This window comes from Pseudomonas fluorescens (assembly GCF_000967965.1).
Taxonomy (GTDB): Bacteria; Pseudomonadota; Gammaproteobacteria; order Pseudomonadales; family Pseudomonadaceae; genus Aquipseudomonas; species Aquipseudomonas grandcourensis.
The window spans coordinates 23,078-41,471 of the sequence record NZ_LACC01000003.1; the positions used below are offsets into that span (position 1 = coordinate 23,078).

At 60.3% G+C, this 18,394-nt stretch carries 20 protein-coding genes; all 20 read right to left on the reverse strand.

The window, feature by feature from the left end; translation table 11 throughout:
* Positions 1-8: 8 nt before the first annotated feature.
* The 20 genes from araG to rpmF all read right to left on the reverse strand — a co-directional run bounded on the left by araG (position 9) and on the right by rpmF (position 18,387).
* On the reverse strand, positions 9-1,553 hold the full coding sequence (gene araG, locus VC35_RS01995; protein ID WP_046037457.1) for an L-arabinose ABC transporter ATP-binding protein AraG: 1,545 nt from the start codon (positions 1,551-1,553) through the stop codon (positions 9-11).
* Positions 1,554-1,617: 64 nt separating this feature from the next.
* Positions 1,618-2,622 carry a substrate-binding domain-containing protein gene (locus VC35_RS02000; protein ID WP_046037458.1) on the reverse strand — a complete coding sequence of 335 codons (1,005 nt, stop codon included), beginning with the start codon at positions 2,620-2,622 and terminating at the stop codon, positions 1,618-1,620.
* 142 nt (positions 2,623-2,764) lie between these two features.
* Positions 2,765-3,583, reverse strand: a complete 819-nt coding sequence (locus VC35_RS02005; protein WP_046037459.1) for an SDR family oxidoreductase — start codon at positions 3,581-3,583, stop codon at positions 2,765-2,767.
* Between the two features lie 273 nt (positions 3,584-3,856).
* Positions 3,857-4,732, reverse strand: coding sequence for an SMP-30/gluconolactonase/LRE family protein (locus VC35_RS02010; RefSeq protein ID WP_046037460.1), 876 nt, complete (start codon positions 4,730-4,732; stop codon positions 3,857-3,859).
* A 45-nt stretch (positions 4,733-4,777) separates the two neighbouring features.
* Complete coding sequence (locus VC35_RS02015; protein ID WP_046037461.1) at positions 4,778-5,494, reverse strand: FadR/GntR family transcriptional regulator; 717 nt, start codon at positions 5,492-5,494, stop codon at positions 4,778-4,780.
* Between the two features lie 102 nt (positions 5,495-5,596).
* Complete coding sequence (locus VC35_RS02020) at positions 5,597-6,157, reverse strand: DUF1285 domain-containing protein (protein ID WP_046037462.1); 561 nt, start codon at positions 6,155-6,157, stop codon at positions 5,597-5,599.
* Positions 6,158-6,173: 16 nt separating this feature from the next.
* Entirely contained in the window at positions 6,174-6,782 is a 609-nt protein-coding gene (locus tag VC35_RS02025) for a DUF4823 domain-containing protein (protein WP_046037463.1), read from the reverse strand.
* A gap of 171 nt (positions 6,783-6,953) precedes the next feature.
* Positions 6,954-7,922, reverse strand: a complete 969-nt coding sequence (locus VC35_RS02030) for a GTP 3',8-cyclase MoaA (protein ID WP_046037464.1) — start codon at positions 7,920-7,922, stop codon at positions 6,954-6,956.
* A gap of 137 nt (positions 7,923-8,059) precedes the next feature.
* The gene (locus tag VC35_RS02035; protein ID WP_008050425.1) at positions 8,060-8,698 is read right to left on the reverse strand and encodes a TetR/AcrR family transcriptional regulator; all 639 of its coding nucleotides are present in this window, start codon (positions 8,696-8,698) and stop codon (positions 8,060-8,062) included.
* Positions 8,699-9,041: 343 nt separating this feature from the next.
* Entirely contained in the window at positions 9,042-9,827 is a 786-nt protein-coding gene (locus VC35_RS02040) for a TatD family hydrolase (protein ID WP_046037465.1), read from the reverse strand.
* Between the two features lie 72 nt (positions 9,828-9,899).
* Positions 9,900-10,886 (reverse strand): DNA polymerase III subunit delta', encoded by a 987-nt coding sequence (locus VC35_RS02045; protein ID WP_046037466.1) that lies wholly within the window; start codon positions 10,884-10,886, stop codon positions 9,900-9,902.
* On the reverse strand, positions 10,879-11,511 hold the full coding sequence (gene tmk / locus VC35_RS02050; protein ID WP_046037467.1) for a dTMP kinase: 633 nt from the start codon (positions 11,509-11,511) through the stop codon (positions 10,879-10,881). The genes VC35_RS02045 and tmk overlap by 8 nt, the downstream gene beginning before the upstream one ends.
* Positions 11,512-11,530: 19 nt before the next feature.
* A complete protein-coding gene (mltG, locus tag VC35_RS02055) occupies positions 11,531-12,763 on the reverse strand; it encodes an endolytic transglycosylase MltG (RefSeq protein WP_046037468.1) in 1,233 nt (410 codons plus the stop codon).
* Positions 12,764-12,766: 3 nt separating this feature from the next.
* On the reverse strand, positions 12,767-13,582 hold the full coding sequence (pabC, locus tag VC35_RS02060) for an aminodeoxychorismate lyase (protein WP_046037469.1): 816 nt from the start codon (positions 13,580-13,582) through the stop codon (positions 12,767-12,769).
* Entirely contained in the window at positions 13,582-14,826 is a 1,245-nt protein-coding gene (fabF, locus tag VC35_RS02065; RefSeq protein ID WP_046037470.1) for a beta-ketoacyl-ACP synthase II, read from the reverse strand. The genes pabC and fabF overlap by 1 nt, the downstream gene beginning before the upstream one ends.
* Before the next feature lie 109 nt (positions 14,827-14,935).
* A complete protein-coding gene (gene acpP / locus VC35_RS02070; protein WP_003175607.1) occupies positions 14,936-15,172 on the reverse strand; it encodes an acyl carrier protein in 237 nt (78 codons plus the stop codon).
* Positions 15,173-15,368: 196 nt separating this feature from the next.
* Complete coding sequence (gene fabG / locus VC35_RS02075) at positions 15,369-16,109, reverse strand: 3-oxoacyl-ACP reductase FabG (RefSeq protein ID WP_007987168.1); 741 nt, start codon at positions 16,107-16,109, stop codon at positions 15,369-15,371.
* Positions 16,110-16,125: 16 nt separating this feature from the next.
* Positions 16,126-17,064, reverse strand: a complete 939-nt coding sequence (fabD, locus tag VC35_RS02080; RefSeq protein WP_046037471.1) for an ACP S-malonyltransferase — start codon at positions 17,062-17,064, stop codon at positions 16,126-16,128.
* A 125-nt stretch (positions 17,065-17,189) separates the two neighbouring features.
* On the reverse strand, positions 17,190-18,200 hold the full coding sequence (gene plsX / locus VC35_RS02085) for a phosphate acyltransferase PlsX (RefSeq protein ID WP_080925235.1): 1,011 nt from the start codon (positions 18,198-18,200) through the stop codon (positions 17,190-17,192).
* 4 nt (positions 18,201-18,204) lie between these two features.
* Positions 18,205-18,387 carry a 50S ribosomal protein L32 gene (gene rpmF / locus VC35_RS02090; protein ID WP_003179396.1) on the reverse strand — a complete coding sequence of 61 codons (183 nt, stop codon included), beginning with the start codon at positions 18,385-18,387 and terminating at the stop codon, positions 18,205-18,207.
* Positions 18,388-18,394: the final 7 nt, after the last annotated feature.

The following is an 18,394-nucleotide window of genomic DNA, read 5'->3' on the forward strand; positions in this document are numbered from 1 at the left end:
GTCACCTCTCAGTTCGCCACGCCGTCGGCGCGTTGGCGCGGCAAAGCCAGTTGCAGCAGGTTGGATTCGTTGGCCTGTTCGCGGCTCAGCTCGCCACGCAGGGCGCCTTCGCACAGCACCAGGATGCGATCGGAAATGCCCATGACTTCCATCAAGTCGCTGGACACCACAATCACCGCGATCCCCTCGGCGGCCAGGTTATGGATGATCTGGTAGATCTCGGCCTTGGCACCGATGTCGATGCCACGGGTGGGTTCGTCGAGCAGCAGCACTTTCATCGGCATCGACAGCCAGCGGCCGAGAATGGCCTTCTGCTGATTGCCACCGGACAGGTACATGATTTTTTGCGCCGCGTTGGGCGTCTTCACTTTCAGCGCCTTGATCTGCTGCTCGGCATTGTCCTTCTCCCACAGGCCGCGCAACAGGCAACCGAAGGTGGAGTGAGCGCCGCGCGCGCTGATGTTGATGTTCTCGGCGACGCTGGCCAGCGGCAAGATGCCTTCCTTCTTGCGGTCCTCGGGGCACAACAGGATCCCGGCGGCAATCGCGTCCCGGGGTGAACGCAGCTTCAGTTCATGGCCACGAAGTTTCAGCTGTCCGGCGCTGTTGCGCGCCAGGCCGCTGAGCAGGCGCAACAGCTCGGTGCGACCGGCACCGACCAGCCCGAACAGCCCGAGGATTTCGCCTTTGTGCACCTCGAAGCTCACCGGCTCGCGCAACCCCGGCCCGAGCAGACCATCGACCTTGAGTGCCACCGCGCCGCGCTGGCGCGGGCGGTAATCGTAAATGTCCTGGATGTCGCGCCCGACCATGCAGGTGACCAGTTGATCGTGGGTCAGCTGGCTCATGTCGTCGAACGTGCGTACGTAACGCCCGTCCTTGAACACCGTCACCGCGTTGCAGATGCGGAACACTTCTTCCATGCGGTGGGACACGTAGAGCACCACTTTGCCCTCGTCCCGCAGCCGGCCGATGATCGCCATCAAGCGGTCGATCTCCCGCGCCGAAAGGCTGCTGGTGGGTTCGTCGAAGGCAATCACGTGGGCGCCACGGGACAACGCCTTGGCGATTTCCACCAATTGCCGCTGGCCAAGGGACAGGCGCCCGACTTTCTCCTGCGGGTCGATTTCATCGGCCAGGCCCTTGAGGCAGGCCAGTGCCTGCTGGCGCAGGGTACTGCGATTGATCAGGCCGAAACTGGCGGGCAGATGCCCGAGAAACAGGTTCTCGGCCACGGTCATTTCCGGCACCAGATGCAGCTCCTGGTGGATCACCGCGACACCACTGCCGATGCTGTCGGCGGTGGACTTGAAGTCCATCGTCCGCTCGCCGATCTGCAACGCACCGCTGCAAGGCGTGTAGGCCCCGCCGAGGATTTTCAGCAGCGTCGACTTGCCAGCGCCGTTCTCGCCCATCAAGGCGTGAACCTGCCCCGGATGGGCGACGAAGCTGATGTTGTCCAGCGCCCTCACACCGGGAAAGGTCTTGCCAATTCCGTTGAAGCGCAAGCTGCCGGTAAGGCTGTGTTCGTGTTGGATTGTTTGCGCGTGCATAACCACCTCTTCACACCGATCAGGCAACCCCGCCGCCGGGGCCGCCGCTGAAATCAAACGGCCGTCAGTTCCACAGGCCGATCTTTTCCAGCTCCTGCTTGAAGTTGTCACGGGTGATCAGCGTCACGTCGTCCATGGCGGTGAACTTTGCAGGTTCTTTGCCGGTGGTGACCCAGTCGTACATCATGCTGGCGGTGTTGTAGCCCTCGATGTGCGGGCTCGGCAGCATCGAACCGTAGAAGCCGCTGTCGGGTTTCTTCAGCTCGCCGATGGCGTCGGTACCGTTGATGCCGATGCCGATCACGTTGGCCGCGGCGAAACCGGCGCTCTCGGTGGCGCGCACACCGCCCAGGACGGTGTTGTCGTTCATGCCGCCGATGATCAGGTTCTTCGCCGCCCCCGGCAGTTTCACCAGGGCCGAGTTGGTGGCGTCCATGCTGCCCGGCACGTCGAGGGTCTTGAGGGCCGCGAACAGGATGTGGTCTTTCGGCATGCCGGCATCTTCCAGCGCTTTGACCGAACCGTCGGTGCGCTTCTTGCCGGTGTCGAGTTCGTTGTAGGTGTTGATTACCGCATAGGTATCTTTCCATTCCCAACCGCGTTTCTTCGCTTCGGTCGCCATGGCATTGCCTTGCTTCTGGCCGACTTCGAACGCAGCCATGCCGAGGTACGGCACGTCTTCCATGAACTTGCCGCCGGCATCGACGAAACGGTCATCGACGGCAATCACTTTCAACCCGTTGAGCTTGGCCTTGGCCATGATCGCAGGGCCGAGGGACACGTCCGGCGGGCAGATCACGAACCCCTTGGCGCCGTTGGCCGCGAGGCTGTCGATGGCCGAAAGGGTTTTCTCACCGTCCGGCACGGCGATCTTGATCAGGGTGAAGCCCTTCTCTTTCCCGGCCTTTTCGGCAAATGCCCACTCAGTCTGGAACCAGGGTTCTTCCGCCTGCTTGACCAAGAAACCGATCTTCACTTCCTCGGCTGCCAGCAGCGTGCTGTTCAGGCTGAACGCCGAGACCGCCAACGCGGCACAGCACAGGGAACGGATAGCATGACGACGATTCATAAGCTGACTCCTTGTTATTTTTCTTGAGCGTTCTTTGAAAGCGTTCTTTGTTAACCAGCGGGCGGTAAAAACATACTGCCAATAGTCATATCGTATGATGATTGGATTTCAGGCGTAGCAACGCGCCTGAAAACCCGATCACTCAGTCGTGGTACATCACCGAGCGCCCACCATCGATGGTGATGCACGAGGCATTGATGAACGGCGCTTCATCACTGGCCAGGAACACGGCGGTCATTGCCACTTCGATCGGCTGCCCGATACGGCGCGGCGGGTGCAGGTCAAACGCGCGCTGGCGTTCGGCGTGGGGGTCGGCAAAGCCGTTCCAGTAATCGACGTTCAACTGGGTTTCGATGTAGCCCGGCGCAATCGCGTTGACGCGCACACCCTTGGGCGCATATTCGATGCCCAGCGCGCGGGTCAGGCCGAGCAGGCCATGCTTGGCCACCGGGTAGGGGAAGCAGCCAGGGATGATGTGGGAGGAATGGGTGGACGCGATATTGATGATGCTGCCGATGCCCTGCTCGATCATCTGCGGCAGTACCGCCTTGCAACCGTACCAGGCGCCATCGAGGTCGATGGCGAAGCAGCGACGCCAGTCTTCCTCGGTCATTTCCAGCGGATCGCGGAACACGTTGACCCCGGCGCAGTTGACCAGCACATCGATCCGGCCGTGCAGGTCGATCGCCAGCCGGGCCATGGCGTGCAGATCCTGCTGACGCGACACGTCAGCCTTGATCGCCACCACATCGGCGCCCTGGTCCCGCCAGTGCGCCGCGACCTTCTCGATTTTTTCGGCCTGAATGTCGCTGATGATCAGCCTGGCCTGCTGGGACGCGAAGGCCGCCACAATCGCTTCGCCGATACCCTGGGCGGCACCGGTCAACAATACGACCTTGTTTTTCAGGCGTTCGCCCTTGGGCGGTTCCGGCACCGGTGGCAATGACAGTGGTTCAGCCATGGATCAAGACTCCTGTTCGAAGACACGACGAAAACCGGGCATCTGTCGATGTCCGGTCAAAAGGCGCTGGGTAGGAAACAGGTGAGTGCGAAAACGTTTCAGCTCGGAAACGTTCTGAGGCACAGGCTCCGCAAGGGAGCACGGGGGAACTTCGCTGCATCACTTCACCTGTTTTGTTTTTTTAAGTGTGAGTGCATGTAACTCGTGAGGCCGACTATAAACCCGGCTCGCGATAAATCTCAATATATATATTTACATCCCATATTTTGGGATTTATCCGGCAAAACGCGTGCAGTGCTTTCCAGGCACATCCACTGCAATCGACAACACAGCCCCATCCAATGGATGGCCCAGCGGACTCGCCGCGCTCGTGATGTACAGGGTTTTCAGGTCTGCACCGCCAAACACACAGCTGGTGGGGCGACTGACCGGCAGCTCGATGATCCGATCGACCTTGCCGTCCGGGCTCAACCTGAGCAGGCAGCTGCCGTCCCAACGGGCATTCCAGATAAAACCTTCGGCATCCATCGCCGAACCGTCCGGGCCGCCACGCCAATGCGGACCAAACCAGACCTGCGGCGTATCGAGAGCACCGTCGGTACGGATGAAATGCCGATACAAGGTGCCGTCGAGGCTGTCGCCGAAATACACGCTGGTGGCGTCATCGCTCCACAGCAGCGTGTTGGGAATGCCCAGATTGCGCAGCAACGGCGTAACCCGCCCGGCGCGATCGATGCGAAACAGTCCACCGCAACGGCGGACGATGGGCAGGTCTTCGCCGTGTTCTCCGATGTTGTTTTGCATGGTGCCGAGCCAAAGTCGGCCCTGGGCGTCGCAGCGGGCTTCGTTGGGGCGGTTGCCCGGTTGTGGATCGGCCACGCAGAGCAACGTCAGGCGCGGTTCCAGGCCAGGAGAGTCGAGGTCGAGGCGATACACCCCGCTGCTCAGTGTCACCAGCGCGTCGCCGCTTTCGCAGGGAATGAACGCCGACACGTGCTCCGGCATCTGCCAGATCTGCACGTTGGCGCCAATCAATCGCAGCGCCTGTTTACCGGCGATGTCCACCCAGTACAGGGCTTGGGTGGGCGCATCCCAGAACGGACCTTCGCCCAGTTGTGCCCGATGTCCGGTCACCGCAGTCCACGCCATGAAACCTCCTGCATTGTTCTTGTTTTTATGTGGGGATTTTCGTTGTCAGCTGGCCTTTTTATCGGCCATGACTTGCGGGTAGTAGCGCTTGATCGCCAGGTCCGCGTTATCGATCAGGGTCATGCAGGCCCAGACACCCCGGGCGGTATCACGGGCCGCGATAGCCTCGGCCAGGTCCCGGTGAATCGGCAAGGTGCGACGCAGTTCATCCGGGTCGGCGGCGGACACTTCAAAGGCCACCGCCAACAACGCGCCGAGAGCGGGAACCATTTGTTCGATGAATTGATTGTGGCTGGCAGCGAGAATGCACTCGTGGAAGAGCTGGTCGGCACGGTTGTAATCGATGCCGCTGTCCACCGCCCGTTCCAGCGCGTTGCAGGCCAACAGGATCGCATTTACCTGTTCGCCGGTTGCGCGCTCGCAGGCCCAGCGCACGGCCATCGGTTCGATGGTACGGCGCAGGTCGAGCAGATCGTCGACGAAGTTTTCCGGCAAGCCGCTGCGTGACAACCAGCCGACGACTTGTGGATCGAAGAGGTTCCAGCGCCGCACCGGCAACACCCGCGTGCCGACTTTCGGCCCGACCTCTAGCATGCCTTTGGCAACCAGGGTCTTGATGGCTTCACGGATGACCGTGCGGCTTACACCAAGCTGTTCGCCTAGGTCGGCTTCGACCTTGAGTGACTCACCCGGCTTGACCTGCCCCGTGGCGAGCCAGCAACCCAGCCAGTCAACCGTCGATGCATGAAAGCTGCTGGACATGGACACCTCAAAGCCGTTCGCATTGGAGGCCCACGCTAATCATCATATGATTGGAAGTCAATTTGATTCTTTGGGGAAAATCAGAAATCCAATGTGGGGGTGTCAGGGTTCGAGGCCGATGGGGAAAAACTCGCCGCCACTCCATACACCGAGCCAGCGCTGGCCGTCGATCTCGCGACTCACCGCCAGCTCCACCAATTGATAGAACACGTTGCGATGGATCAAGGCTTCAAGATTGCTGCGCACATGCACGTAAGGGGCTGGCTCCTGCGTTACCGGGTCGATGATCACGCGCACCGGATGATCGGCGCCGGCCTCGGTGGCTTCATCGACGTTGGTGGTAAAGCGCAACAGCTGCGCCTCGCCCTCACCTTCCACGTCCACTGCAATCGCCACGAACGGCGCATCGTCGACCTTGATGCCGACCTTTTCCACCGGAGTGATCAGGAAATAATCATCGCCGTCGCGGCGAATGATGGTGGAGAACAGTTTGACCATCGGTTTGCGCCCGATCGGCGTGCCCAGGTAAAACCATGTGCCGTCGCGGGCGATGCGCATGTCGATGTCGCCGCAGAAATCCGGATTCCACAGGTGCACCGGCGGCAAGCCTTTGGTCTTGGGGATTTGCCCCAGCAGGTCGTTGGCTTTTTGCGGGCCACTCATGGCGTTCTCCTTGGCATTACTGGTCGCTGAGGCCCAGCAGGCTGCGCGCATATTGTTCCAGCGGCGGGCCCATCAGGTCTTCGGGTTTTTTATCGTGGAACGTCAGTAAACCGCCACGACTCTTGATGGTTGCAGTATCAATCAAATACTGGGTGCTGGTCTCGATCAACATGATCTGAATCATACCGCTGTCGATGCCGAGACGATCCAGGGCTTCCTGGTCCAGCCACTCGTCCGAGTTGCCGATACGGTCGTCGGATTTGGCAAACCGGGTGTAGAGCAGATAGTGCGCACCGGCGGCACGGGCGTCGCCCATGGCCTGGTCGAGGCCTTCCGGCGTACGGGCACGGCGGACCATCGGGAAGTATTCGACGAAGCCATCGAACGCAACTTCGGCAATCACGTTGGGCCGCGGGTAAACGTCGCTGCCTGGCGGCATGAAAGCGCCCTGGGCGATGTAGACGAACGAGTCCGGCTGAATGCGCAGGTTGTTTGCGCGACGGCTATCACTGTGGTCGAGTAACCCCGCATCGCTCATATGGTAACGAGTCCCTTCGGCCATATCGCTGACGTTCATGCAGCCACCAAGTGCCAAAACGGCCAGCAGCAAAACCAGGCTACGCATCCTATCCTCCAGAGGCCGGTGTCGGAAAACCGGCGAATGGCCGTAGGATGCAGCTTCCGCGCCAGCTCAAGTTGCGCTTTGCCTGATCAAACGCAATCGCGGGCAAGCCACGCTCCCACAGGGTTTGGCGTAAACCCTGTGGGAGCGTGGCTTGCCCGCGATGAGGCCAGTTCAACCGCCGATAATTTTCATGACAGTCGCGCCACCGGAGAACGCCACTTCCTGCTTGTCCCCCAAGGCTTTCACCAGCAGTCGCTGCAAGGCTGGCAGCGCCTGATGGCGCGGCTTGTCCAGCAGGTCGCCGATGTAATGGCGATTGCTCGACGACAGGCAGCCATGCAGCCACCCGGTAGAGGACAAACGAAGGCGCGAGCAGGTACGGCAGAACGGCACACTTTCGTTGGCGATCACGCCGAAATGGCCTTGCCCCGGAATTTCATAGCGCACCGCTGTCGCATCGACGGGGGCGTCGGCTTGCAGATACTCGTAGCGCTCGCCGATCAGGCTCAGCAATTGCTGGAGGCTGACGAACTGTTGCAGAAAGGCATTGGAATCGTTGGCCAGGTGGCCCATGCGCATCAGCTCGATGAAACGCAGTTCATAACCGCGCTCCAGGCAGTAGTCGAGCAGCGGCATCACCTGATCAAGGTTCTGGCCGCGCAGCGGCACCATGTTGACCTTGATCTTCATGCCGGCCGCACTGGCCTCGTTCATGCCATTGAGCACGGTGGCCAGGTCGCCGCCCCGGGCAATGCCGCGGAACGCACTGGCGTCCAGGGTATCGAGGGAAACGTTGAGGCGCCGAATGCCCGCGTTCACCAGCAGCGGCAGTTTCTTCGCCAGCAACTGACCATTGGTGGTCAGGCTGATGTCTTCCAGGCCCATCTGACCGACCGCTGTCATGAACGCTTCGAGTTTCGGGCTGACCAGCGGCTCGCCGCCGGTAATGCGCAGACGCTCGATGCCCGCCGCTTCAATCAGGTAAGCCACGCCGCGCGCCATGGCTTCGGCCGACAATTCATCCTGCGCAGCCACCAGCCGCTTGCCATTGGGCACGCAGTAGGTACAGGCGTAATTGCAGGCTGAGGTCAGACTGATTCGCAAGTTGCGAAAACGCCTGCCTTGACGATCAACGATCATGGTCACTCCGGCGGAAGAATATCGGGCCGCTAAAACTTGACTCAGAAATCAAGTTTTAGCAAGTCCTCTACCTGAGTATATTCCTGCGGTACTGCGCCAAGTAGCGAAATCATGGCGCAATAAGGCAACTGAATGGCTCAGCTGCCGGAAGTGTCGGTGTCGCGCTTGCGCTTGTTGCCCATGCGCACGCCAATATCCATCAGGAACTGGAAGAAACCTTCCTGATCTTCCAGCACATTGCTCCAGAACGGCGAGTGATACAGCGCGACGGCACCGTGCACCAGCGCCCAGGATGCGCAGTAATGGAAGTAAGGTGGCACGTCTTCCAGCTTGCCTTCGCTGATCCGGCCCTTGATCAGCAGGGTCAGGCGTTCGAAGTTCGAGGCACGGATCTTGTGCAGCTCCTCGATCATCTCCGGTACCTGGTTGCCCTTGACCACTTTCTCTTCAAGGCGGTCGAACAGGCGATAGCGTTGAGGATCGCGCATGCGGAATTCGAAATAGGCACGGGACAGGGCTTCCTTGTCCTTGTCGACGTCGGCGGAGTGCAACAGCTCGTTCAAATCGCGCTCGTAGTCGAGCATCAGGCGCAGATAGATTTCCGCCTTGGATTTGAAGTGCTTGTAGATCGTGCCTTTGCCGATACCGACGGCATCAGCAATCATCTCGACGGTGACACTGTCTTCACCTTGTTCGAGGAACAGCTTGAGCGCGGTATCGAGAATTTCCTGCTCGCGGCGACGGAATTCACGGACCTTACGAGGTTCTTTATGCATAAGAAAAGGTCTGTCGGGGGTCAAAATTCGAAGCCGCGTATTATGCCTAACTTACGCAAAAATGCACGGATCATCCGACCATATCTGCGCTTTCTGGTCATTCCGCGTACGTTTACAGGGTGATGAGAACTCTTCCGAAGCGCACGTATTCCAAATTTGTTTAAAAACCCTGGCCGCTAAACTGGACGAGGCGCAATCCTGATCAATACTTGAACTGTCGGCGGGGCATCTCCCCCAAGTGTCACGCCGATATTGGTACCAACGGACCGTGTGCCATTGTTTTACTCCTAATGGTCTTAACCCGGATTCACCCCCCAGAACCCGGGTTTTTTTTGCCTGCGATTTAACCTTTTACATGTGCCAGCGGGAACAGCCGCTTGAAATTCGCCGTAGTTTGCTCGGCAAATCGCTCGTAGGACTCACCACGCAACATTGCCAGAAATTCCGCAACTTCACGCACGTACTGCGGCAGGTTTGGCTTGCCGCGATAGGGAATCGGTGCCAGATACGGCGAGTCGGTTTCCACCAGCAACCGGTCGGCCGGTACCTTGCTGGCCACATCGCGCAACGCGTCGGCATTGCGGAAAGTGACAATCCCGGACAGGGAAATGTAATAGCCCATGTCCAGCGCGGCCTTCGCCATCTCCCAGTCTTCGGTAAAGCAATGCAGCACCCCCGCCTGGGGCAGCGCCGCCTCACGCAGCAAGTCCAGGGTATCGGCGCGGGCGCCACGGGTATGGATGATCACCGGCTTGCCGGTCTGTTGCGCCGCTTGCAGGTGCAGGCGGAAGGACTCCTGCTGCAACTCTGCCGCTTCCGGCTCGTAGTGATAGTCCAGACCTGTTTCGCCAATCGCCACCACACGCGGGTGATTGAGCTCCCGCAACAGCCAGTCCAGCGCTGGCGCGGCGCCCGGCTGCACATCCAGAGGGTGCACGCCCACCGAGCAGTCGACGTCGTCATAACGTTCGGCCAGGGCTTTGACGTCGGCCGCGTTGTCCGCGCTGACACCGATACACAGAAAGTGCCCTACCCCGCGCTGCCGGGCCGCATCAAGGGCTGCATCCAGGGAGCCGTCGTGGACAGTCAGGTCGAGGCGATCAAGGTGACAATGGGAATCTACGAGCATAAAGGGCTGCAACTTGTATCGAATGGGTGGGACGGTCGGATGTTCTGATACTCAGAGTCTAGGCGCAGACAGTCATCGCTGGGTAGGCAACGACACCCATTGCACCAGCAATGCCTCCAGCAGCAAGGCCGGATTGAGGTTGGCCTTGCTCAAGACTTTCTGTCGCTGGGCGAGGATCCAGTCCTGAATATCAAGGACTTTGCCCTGGGCGCTTTTCTGCGCCAGGTATTGCACGACCTTGCGCATGTCGGTCAGGCCGAGGCCGGCTTCATCCTGGGTCAACTGATAACGCAGGATCAGGCTCGACCAATCGCAGAACCAGTCGAACAGGCGCAACATCGGAATGTTTTTCCATTCTTCGGCCAGTTGCGTCGGCGACTGCTGTTGCTTGAGGAGTTTCTTCACCCCCTCCACCACTTGCGCGCGCTGTTCACGCACGCCCTGGGCCTGGAGATTGACCGCCGCCAGTGGCGAACCAGCGGCCAGCGTCAGCAGTTCGACGCGCTCTTCTTCGGAGCACTCCGGCAACGCCCGGGCCAGCCACTTCAAGCTCATGGCCTCGCCCGGCAGCGGACAGGCCTGCTGCACGCAGCGACTCTTGATGGTTGGCAACAAACGGCTCGGCTGATGGCTGACCAGCAACAACACTGTATCGCCGGACGGTTCTTCAAGGCTTTTGAGCAAGGCGTTGGCGGCGTTGATGTTCATCGACTCGGCCGGCTCGATCAGCACCACCTTGCGACCGCCCAACTGCGCGGTCTGCACCACGAAACCGACCAGATCGCGAACCTGGTCGACCTTGATCGCCTTGTCGGCCTCTTCCGGCTCCAGGATGTAGTTATCCGGGTGGCTGCCAGCCTTGAGCAGCAGGCAGGACTTGCACTCTCCGCAGGCTTCCAGCGCGTTCGGGCGCTTGCACAGCAAGCTGGCCATCAAGCGCTCGGCCAGTGCCCGCTTGCCGATCCCGGCCGGGCCATGCAGCAGGTAGGCGTGGGCATGCTGGGCGCGACCGGCCAGTTGCTGCCAGAGGTTTTCCTGCCACGGATAGGCCTCAGCCACGGCTCAACTCCAGCAGGCGCGGCAGCAAGGTATCCAGTGATTGCTGAACCTGTGCCAACGGCTGGGCAGCATCGACCAGCACATAACGCGCCGGATCCGCCTCGGCCCGCTTGAGGAAGGCACTGCGCACGGCATCGAAAAAGGTCCGGCCTTCGAGCTCGAAGCGATCCAGACGACCACGAGCGCTGGCGCGGGCCAGGCCGACCTCGACAGGCAGATCGAAAATCAGCGTCAGGTCCGGGCGCAGATCGCCCTGGACGAAGGTTTCCAGAGTCGCGATGCGCTCCAGCGACAAGCCGCGACCGCCACCTTGGTAGGCGTATGTCGAATCGGTGAAACGATCACACAAGACCACGGCATCGCGAGCCAGCGCCGGGCGAATCACCTCGGCCAGGTGCTGGGCACGCGCCGCGAACACCAGCAGTAACTCGGTATCCGGGTTCATGACTTCATCGACCGGGGCCAGCAGCACTTCACGGATGCGCTCGGCCAACGGCGTGCCACCCGGCTCGCGGGTCAGCACCACCTCGATGCCGGCGGCGCGCAGGCGCTCGGCCAGGTATTCGCGATTGGTGCTCTTGCCGGCGCCTTCGGGGCCTTCCAGAGTAATAAACAAGCCGGTCACAGGCAGTCCTTAATCAGAGTCATTGCGAGCTTTTCGGTGCGTTGGCATCGAGTTCGGGCGTTTCAGGGGCTGGCGCAGGATCTTGCGCTGGCACTTGCGGCAGCGCCTCGGGAGCCGCGTTCGGCGAAGCGGCCGGGATCGGTGCCAGCTCCTGCGAGGCCTCGGCCTCCTGCGTACCGTTTTGTTCAGCCTGGGTCGGCGCTGTCTCTGGCGTGGTAGCGGGTGCCGGGCTGGAGCGGTAATCGGCGCGACGCTTGAGCTGGAACTCCTTCACGGCATTGTTATGGGCATCCAGGTCATCGGAGAACACGTGAGTGCCATCACCACGCGCCACGAAGTAAAGGCTGTTGCCCTCCACCGGATTGAGCGCTGCATGGATGGCTTCGCGACCGACCATGGAAATCGGGGTCGGCGGCAGGCCCGCATTCATGTAGGTGTTGTAGGGCGTCGATTCCTTGAGGTGAGCCCGGGTCAGCTTGCCGCTGTAGCGGTCGCCGAGGCCGTAGATCACCGTCGGGTCGGTCTGCAGCAGCATGCCTATCGCCATGCGGCGCACAAACACGCCGGCAATCTGCCCACGCTCCTGCGGTACGCCGGTTTCCTTTTCCACCAGCGAAGCCATGATCAGCGCCTGGTAGGGCTCGGTGTACGGCACATCGGAAGAGCGCTGCTCCCACTCCTTGGCCAGCACTTCGTCGAGGCGGTCGTAAGCGGTTTTCAGCAGCTCGACATCGGACATGCCCCGCACGTAACGGTAGGTGTCAGGGAAAAAGCGCCCTTCCGGAAAAATCCCGGTGTGGCCGAGCTTGTCCATGACCTGGCTGTCGCTCAAACCGTCGAGACTATGGTCGAGCCTCTCTTCCTTGGCCAGCGCTGCGCGGACCTGACGGAAATTCCAGCCTTCGACCAGGGTCAGGCTGTACTGAACCATGTCCCCGCGCTTCCACAGGTCGATCAGGCCTTCAACGGTCATGCCCGGTTTCATGCGGTATTCACCGCTGTGCAGGGGTTGTTTGGCGAGGTTGAAGCGCCAATATACCCGCAGCCAGAATGCGTCCTTGATGACGCCATTGGCTTCGAGTCGGTAGAAGGTGCGGGTCGGCGTGGTGCCCTTGGGCACATCCAGCAATTGTTCCTGGGCAATGTTCAGCGGCTGTACCAGCGCCGAATGAATTTTCCAGGCTGAAGCACCCAGCAGCAGCCCTGCCAGAACCACTCCGGTTTCCAGCAGCAGCAAGAGTTTACGTCTCACGTATCAAGCATCCAGTAGCACACGGGCAATGGTTTGGAGTTTACGGGTGAGCGGCCCAACCGGCCAGTGAAGAGCAGCATAGGCGCGCACCGGCCAAATACCATACACGCTGTTGCAGACAAAGACTTCGTTAGCCCATTGCAGCTGTTCGAGGGGGATATCGGTGATTTGCGTGGGGATTCCCAGCGACTTGGCCTGAAACAATATTTCGGCACGCATCACGCCTGCCACGCCGCAGCGCTTGAGGTCAGCGGTGATGAGCACGCCATCACGCACCAGGAACAAGTTGCTGAACACACCTTCAATCACGCGCCCGGCCTGATCGAGCATCAAGCCTTCGGCATGCTCGGTGTCCTGCCATTCGGCACGGGCGAGGACTTGTTCAAGACGATTCAGGTGCTTGAGGCCGGCCAGCAATGGCTGCCTGGACAATCGCGTGGTGCAAGGAAACAGGCGAACACCCTGCTCACCGTGCGCGGCAGGATAAGCCGCAGGTGGATTGCCTTGCAGAATGCGTCGGGCCTGGGCCGAAGGATCGGGGGCGTAACCGCGCAGACCATCGCCACGGGTGAGGATGAGCTTGAGCACCCCGTCACCCAGTGCCGCCGCATAGGCCAGCAACTCGCTGCGGACCAACTCATGATCGGCAGTAATTGCCAAACGCGAGCAGCCGTCCACCAGACGCGACAGATGCCGGTCCAGCAACACGGGCTGCCCGTTGCGCACGGCGATGGTCTCGAACAGGCCATCGCCATAAGCCAGGCCGCGATCCTTCAGCGACAAAGCGTCAGCCGGCTGACCGTCGACCCAGCTGTCCATCAGCCTGCGAACCGGCGGAACACCAGCGAGCCATTGGTGCCACCAAAACCGAAGGAGTTGGAAACGACCACATCGATATCCATGTTGCGCGCCGTGTGCGGCACGAAATCGAGGTCGCAGCCTTCATCCGGCTCATCGAGGTTGATGGTCGGCGGTGCTACCTGGCTGTTGATCGCCAGCACGCTGAAGATCGCCTCGACCGCGCCCGCCGCCCCCAGCAGGTGGCCGGTCATGGACTTGGTGGAACTGACAGCCAGCTTGTAGGCGTGCTCGCCGAACACCGACTTGATCGCATTGACTTCAGCCAGGTCGCCTGCCGAAGTCGACGTGCCGTGGGCATTGATGTACTGCACTTGATCGCCATTGATTTTGGCATCGCGTAGCGCATTGGTGATGCAGCGCGCAGCACCCGCGCCATCGACTGGCGGCGAAGTCATGTGGTAGGCGTCGCCACTGGTGCCGAAGCCGATCAGCTCGGCGTAGATGGTCGCGCCACGCGCCTTGGCGTGCTCGAGCTCTTCCAGTACCAGCGCACCGGCACCATTGGACAATACAAAGCCATCGCGGCCCTTGTCCCATGGACGGCTGGCGCGGGTCGGCTCGTCGTTGCGGGTCGACAGCGCGCGGGAAGCACCGAAGCCGCCCATGCCCAAACCGCAGGCCGCCATCTCGGCACCGCCGGCAATCATCACGTCGGCTTCGTCGTACATGATGTTGCGGGCTGCCATGCCAATGCAGTGTGTACCGGTGGTACAGGCCGTGGCGATGGCGTAGTTGGGTCCTTGTGCACCGAGGTGGATGGACAGGAAACCGGAAATCATATTGATGATCGAGCCTGGCACGAAGAACGGAGAGATCCGTCGTGGGCCGGTCTCGTGCAGCGTGCGGGCGGTTTCTTCGATATTGGTCAGACCGCCAATACCCGAGCCCATGGCCACGCCGATACGCTCACGGTTGGCGTCAGTGACTTCCAGACCGGAATTGCGTACCGCCTGAAACCCTGCGGCCAGACCGTATTGAATGAACAGGTCGAGCTTGCGGGCTTCCTTGACCGACAGGTATTCCTCGACATTGAAGTCCTTTACCGAGCCGCCAAAACGGGTGGAATAGGCAGAAAGGTCGGCGTGTTCGATCAGACCAATGCCACTGCGGCCAGCCAGAATGCCCTGCCAACTGCTCGGCACATCCGTGCCCAGTGGCGACAACATACCCATACCGGTGACTACGACGCGTCTACGCGACACAGCACTCTCCTTTTTTCAAATGACGACTTTGCATCAGGCCTAAAGAAAAAACCGCACGCCATGATGGCAGTGCGGTTTTTCCATGACAGCGAGCAACGATTACAAACTATTACGCCTGGTGGCTAGTAACGTAGTCGATTGCAGCTTGTACAGTAGTGATCTTCTCGGCTTCTTCGTCAGGGATTTCGGTCTCGAATTCCTCTTCCAGAGCCATCACCAGCTCAACGGTGTCAAGGGAGTCGGCACCCAGGTCTTCAACGAAGGAAGCAGTGTTGACCACTTCTTCTTCTTTAACGCCCAGTTGCTCAGCAACGATTTTCTTGACGCGCTCTTCGATGGTGCTCATACCTTGTTTTCACTCCTAATGGACAAATTCAGGCAGCTGGCCAGTGGGTAAGTGTATAGAAAGACTTTTCAGCTTTTCAACTGAAAGCTTCACTCCTCGAACCCGGTGACCCTCTGCCTATAAATAGATTGCAGCTTTATAACGGATTTTAGACAGCTCGTATGACATTTTTTTGAAGCAATCCGTCACATTTGAATTACATGTACATCCCGCCGTTCACCGGGATTGTAGCTCCGGTAACGTAAGCCGCACCGTCCGACGCAAGAAAAGCGACCACGGACGCGATCTCTTGAGCCTGCCCCAGGCGACCCAGCGGAATCTGCGTCTGCAAGGCTTCACGCTGCGCCTCGGGCAGTTCACGGGTCATATCGGTATCGATGAACCCAGGGGCCACCGAGTTTACCGTAATCGAACGCGAACCGACTTCACGCGCCAGTGCACGGCTGAAACCTTCCAGACCGGCCTTGGCGGCAGCGTAGTTTACTTGGCCTGCGTTGCCCATGGCACCCACAACCGAGCCAATACTGATAATTCGGCCCCAACGGGCTTTGGTCATGCCACGCAAAACGCCTTTGGACAGGCGGAACAGACTGTTCAGATTGGTATCGACAACGTCGTGCCACTCGTCGTCTTTCATGCGCATCATCAGGTTATCGCGGGTGATACCGGCATTATTGACCAGAATCGCCGGCGCACCGAACTGCTCCTGAATGCTCGCCAGAACACTTGCCACGGACTCGTCGCTGGTGACATTGAGTTCCAGGCCAGTGCCTTGAATACCGTTTTCCTTCAGGGTTGCGGCAATGCGTTCAGCACCCGACGCGGAGGTCGCGGTACCAACAACGATGGCGCCCTGACGACCCAGTTCCAGGGCGATGGCCTGGCCGATGCCACGGCTTGCACCGGTGACCAGTGCAACTTTACCTTGCAGACTCATGCAAGCTTCTCCTGATTCAGGCCAACGCTGCACGGGCGGCAGCGAAAGCGTCTGGGGTATTGAGGTTGGATGTCGACACGCCTTCGGCGCAACGCTTGTTCAGACCGGCCAGCACTTTGCCCGGACCACACTCGACCAGGTTGGTCGCACCCTTGGCGGCCAGCGCCTGGACCGATTCAACCCAGCGTACTGGCTTGTACAGTTGCTCGAGCAGATCGCGCTTGAGGGTTTCCAGATCGGCCGACACCTGGGCACTGACGTTCTGCACCACGGGAATCTGGGGCGCCTGCCAGTCGATCGCAGCGATCGATTCGGCGAAACGCTCGGCAGCCGGACGCATCAGCTCGCAGTGCGACGGAACGCTGACCGGCAACGGCATGGCGCGCTTGGCACCACGCGCCTTGCAGCCTTCGATGGCGCGCTCGACTGCAGCCTTGGCGCCAGCGATGACCACCTGGCCCGGCGAGTTGAAATTGACCGCGCTGACAACTTCGCCTTGCGCCGCTTCGGCACAGGCTGCCAGTACGTCGGCATCGTCCAGGCCCAGGATGGCAGCCATGCCGCCCTGACCGGCCGGAACGGCTTCCTGCATCAGTTGGCCACGACGCTCGACGAGCTTCACCGCATCGCCCAGGCTCAGACTGCCTGCCGCAACCAGCGCGCTGTATTCACCCAGGCTGTGCCCGGCAACGTAAGCCGGGCGCGCGCCACCTTCGGCCAGCCACAGACGCCACAGGGCGATAGAGGCGGTCAGAATGGCCGGCTGGGTTTTATCGGTTTGATTGAGTTGCTCTTCCGGCCCTTGCTGGGTCAGTGCCCACAGGTCGTAACCCAGTGCATCGGAAGCTTCTTTGAATGTTTCAAGGACAACCGGATGTTGCGCGCCCAGCTCGGCCAGCATGCCGAGGGACTGCGAACCCTGTCCTGGAAAGACAAATGCGAGGGAAGCAGACATGTAACAAGCCCCTAATGATCTTGTCGTCGGAGAGTTGGCGCCCCGCTCTGGGGACGCAAGAAACTGACAGTTGGATGGCCCATCGAACCAAGCGGTCACATTTAAGCATTGTCCGACGAAAACGCCTAAAGCAACAAATCCTCCAGACGACCGTGCAGGCGCTCGGGAAGATTCTCCTGAATCTCGATCAAGGCGCGCGCAATGGCACTCTGAAACCCCTGGACCCCGGCAGAACCGTGGCTTTTCACCACAATGCCCTGCAAGCCGAGAAAGCTCGCGCCGTTGTGCCGTGCAGGCGCCAGATCCGCCTGCAGACGCTTCATCAAGGGCAGCGCCAGCGCGCCAACCACGCGAGTGGCCATGTTCTTCCTGAACAACGCCTCGATGCGCCCGGCAATCATGATCGCCAGACCTTCACTGGATTTGAGCAGGATGTTGCCGACAAAACCGTCACACACCACCACATCCGCTTCGCCACGGTACAAGCCGTCTCCCTCGATAAAGCCGATGTAATTGATGCCACGGGCGCCTTGCAACAAAGTCGCTGCCAACTTGACCTGCTGATTACCCTTGATGTCTTCGGTGCCGATGTTCAGCAACGCCACCCGAGGACGCGCTATGCCCAGGGTTTCAGCCGCAACCGACCCCATGACCGCAAACTGCAACAGATGCTCGGCACTGCAATCGACGTTGGCGCCCAGGTCGAGCAATTGGCAGTAACCCCTCTGCGTCGGAATCGCCGCCACCATGGCCGGACGGTCAATGCCCGGCAGGGTCTTGAGCACGAAGCGCGACAACGCCATCAGCGCGCCGGTATTACCAGCACTGACACAGGCCTGGACCTTGCCGTCACGCAACAACTCAAGCGCCACGCGCATCGACGAGTCGGGTTTGCCACGCAGGGCCTGGGCGGGCTTTTCGTCCATGGTGATGACTTCGGACGCCGGCGTAATCGACAGGCGCGCGCGATCCACAGCCGTATGGCCAGCGATCAATTCTTCAAGTAGGGAGGGTTGACCGACGAGGGTCAGGTGCAACGAGGGTGTAGCAGACAGGCAAGCAAGGCTGGCCTGTACAATGCTGCGGGGACCGAAGTCCCCGCCCATTGCGTCAATCGCGATGACTTGAGCGGACAAGTGATTACTCGTCAGCGCCCTTGTCGATCACTTTACGGCCACGGTATACGCCTTCTGGCGATACGTGGTGACGCAGGTGAACTTCACCGGTGGTTTTTTCTACAGACAGGGTGCTAGCCTCGAGAGCGTCGTGCGAACGGCGCATGTCACGGGCAGAGCGGGATTTTTTGTTCTGCTGAACAGCCATAATTGAT

What these genes read in the sequence shown, in the direction of transcription:
- VC35_RS02030 (WP_046037464.1), bottom strand. Translation starts at nt 7,922, where the DNA reads ATGATCGTTGATCGTCAAGGCAGGCGTTTTCGCAACTTGCGAATCAGT.
- VC35_RS02005 (WP_046037459.1), bottom strand. Translation starts at nt 3,583, where the DNA reads ATGGCTGAACCACTGTCATTGCCACCGGTGCCGGAACCGCCCAAGGGC.
- VC35_RS02015 (WP_046037461.1), bottom strand. Translation starts at nt 5,494, where the DNA reads ATGTCCAGCAGCTTTCATGCATCGACGGTTGACTGGCTGGGTTGCTGG.
- VC35_RS02020 (WP_046037462.1), bottom strand. Translation starts at nt 6,157, where the DNA reads ATGAGTGGCCCGCAAAAAGCCAACGACCTGCTGGGGCAAATCCCCAAG.
- VC35_RS02025 (WP_046037463.1), bottom strand. Translation starts at nt 6,782, where the DNA reads ATGCGTAGCCTGGTTTTGCTGCTGGCCGTTTTGGCACTTGGTGGCTGC.
- VC35_RS02000 (WP_046037458.1), bottom strand. Translation starts at nt 2,622, where the DNA reads ATGAATCGTCGTCATGCTATCCGTTCCCTGTGCTGTGCCGCGTTGGCG.
- rpmF (WP_003179396.1), bottom strand. Translation starts at nt 18,387, where the DNA reads ATGGCTGTTCAGCAGAACAAAAAATCCCGCTCTGCCCGTGACATGCGC.
- VC35_RS02010 (WP_046037460.1), bottom strand. Translation starts at nt 4,732, where the DNA reads ATGGCGTGGACTGCGGTGACCGGACATCGGGCACAACTGGGCGAAGGT.
- pabC (WP_046037469.1), bottom strand. Translation starts at nt 13,582, where the DNA reads ATGGACAGCTGGGTCGACGGTCAGCCGGCTGACGCTTTGTCGCTGAAG.
- fabD (WP_046037471.1), bottom strand. Translation starts at nt 17,064, where the DNA reads ATGTCTGCTTCCCTCGCATTTGTCTTTCCAGGACAGGGTTCGCAGTCC.
- fabG (WP_007987168.1), bottom strand. Translation starts at nt 16,109, where the DNA reads ATGAGTCTGCAAGGTAAAGTTGCACTGGTCACCGGTGCAAGCCGTGGC.
- VC35_RS02035 (WP_008050425.1), bottom strand. Translation starts at nt 8,698, where the DNA reads ATGCATAAAGAACCTCGTAAGGTCCGTGAATTCCGTCGCCGCGAGCAG.
- VC35_RS02040 (WP_046037465.1), bottom strand. Translation starts at nt 9,827, where the DNA reads ATGCTCGTAGATTCCCATTGTCACCTTGATCGCCTCGACCTGACTGTC.
- acpP (WP_003175607.1), bottom strand. Translation starts at nt 15,172, where the DNA reads ATGAGCACCATCGAAGAGCGCGTCAAGAAAATCGTTGCTGAGCAACTG.
- araG (WP_046037457.1), bottom strand. Translation starts at nt 1,553, where the DNA reads ATGCACGCGCAAACAATCCAACACGAACACAGCCTTACCGGCAGCTTG.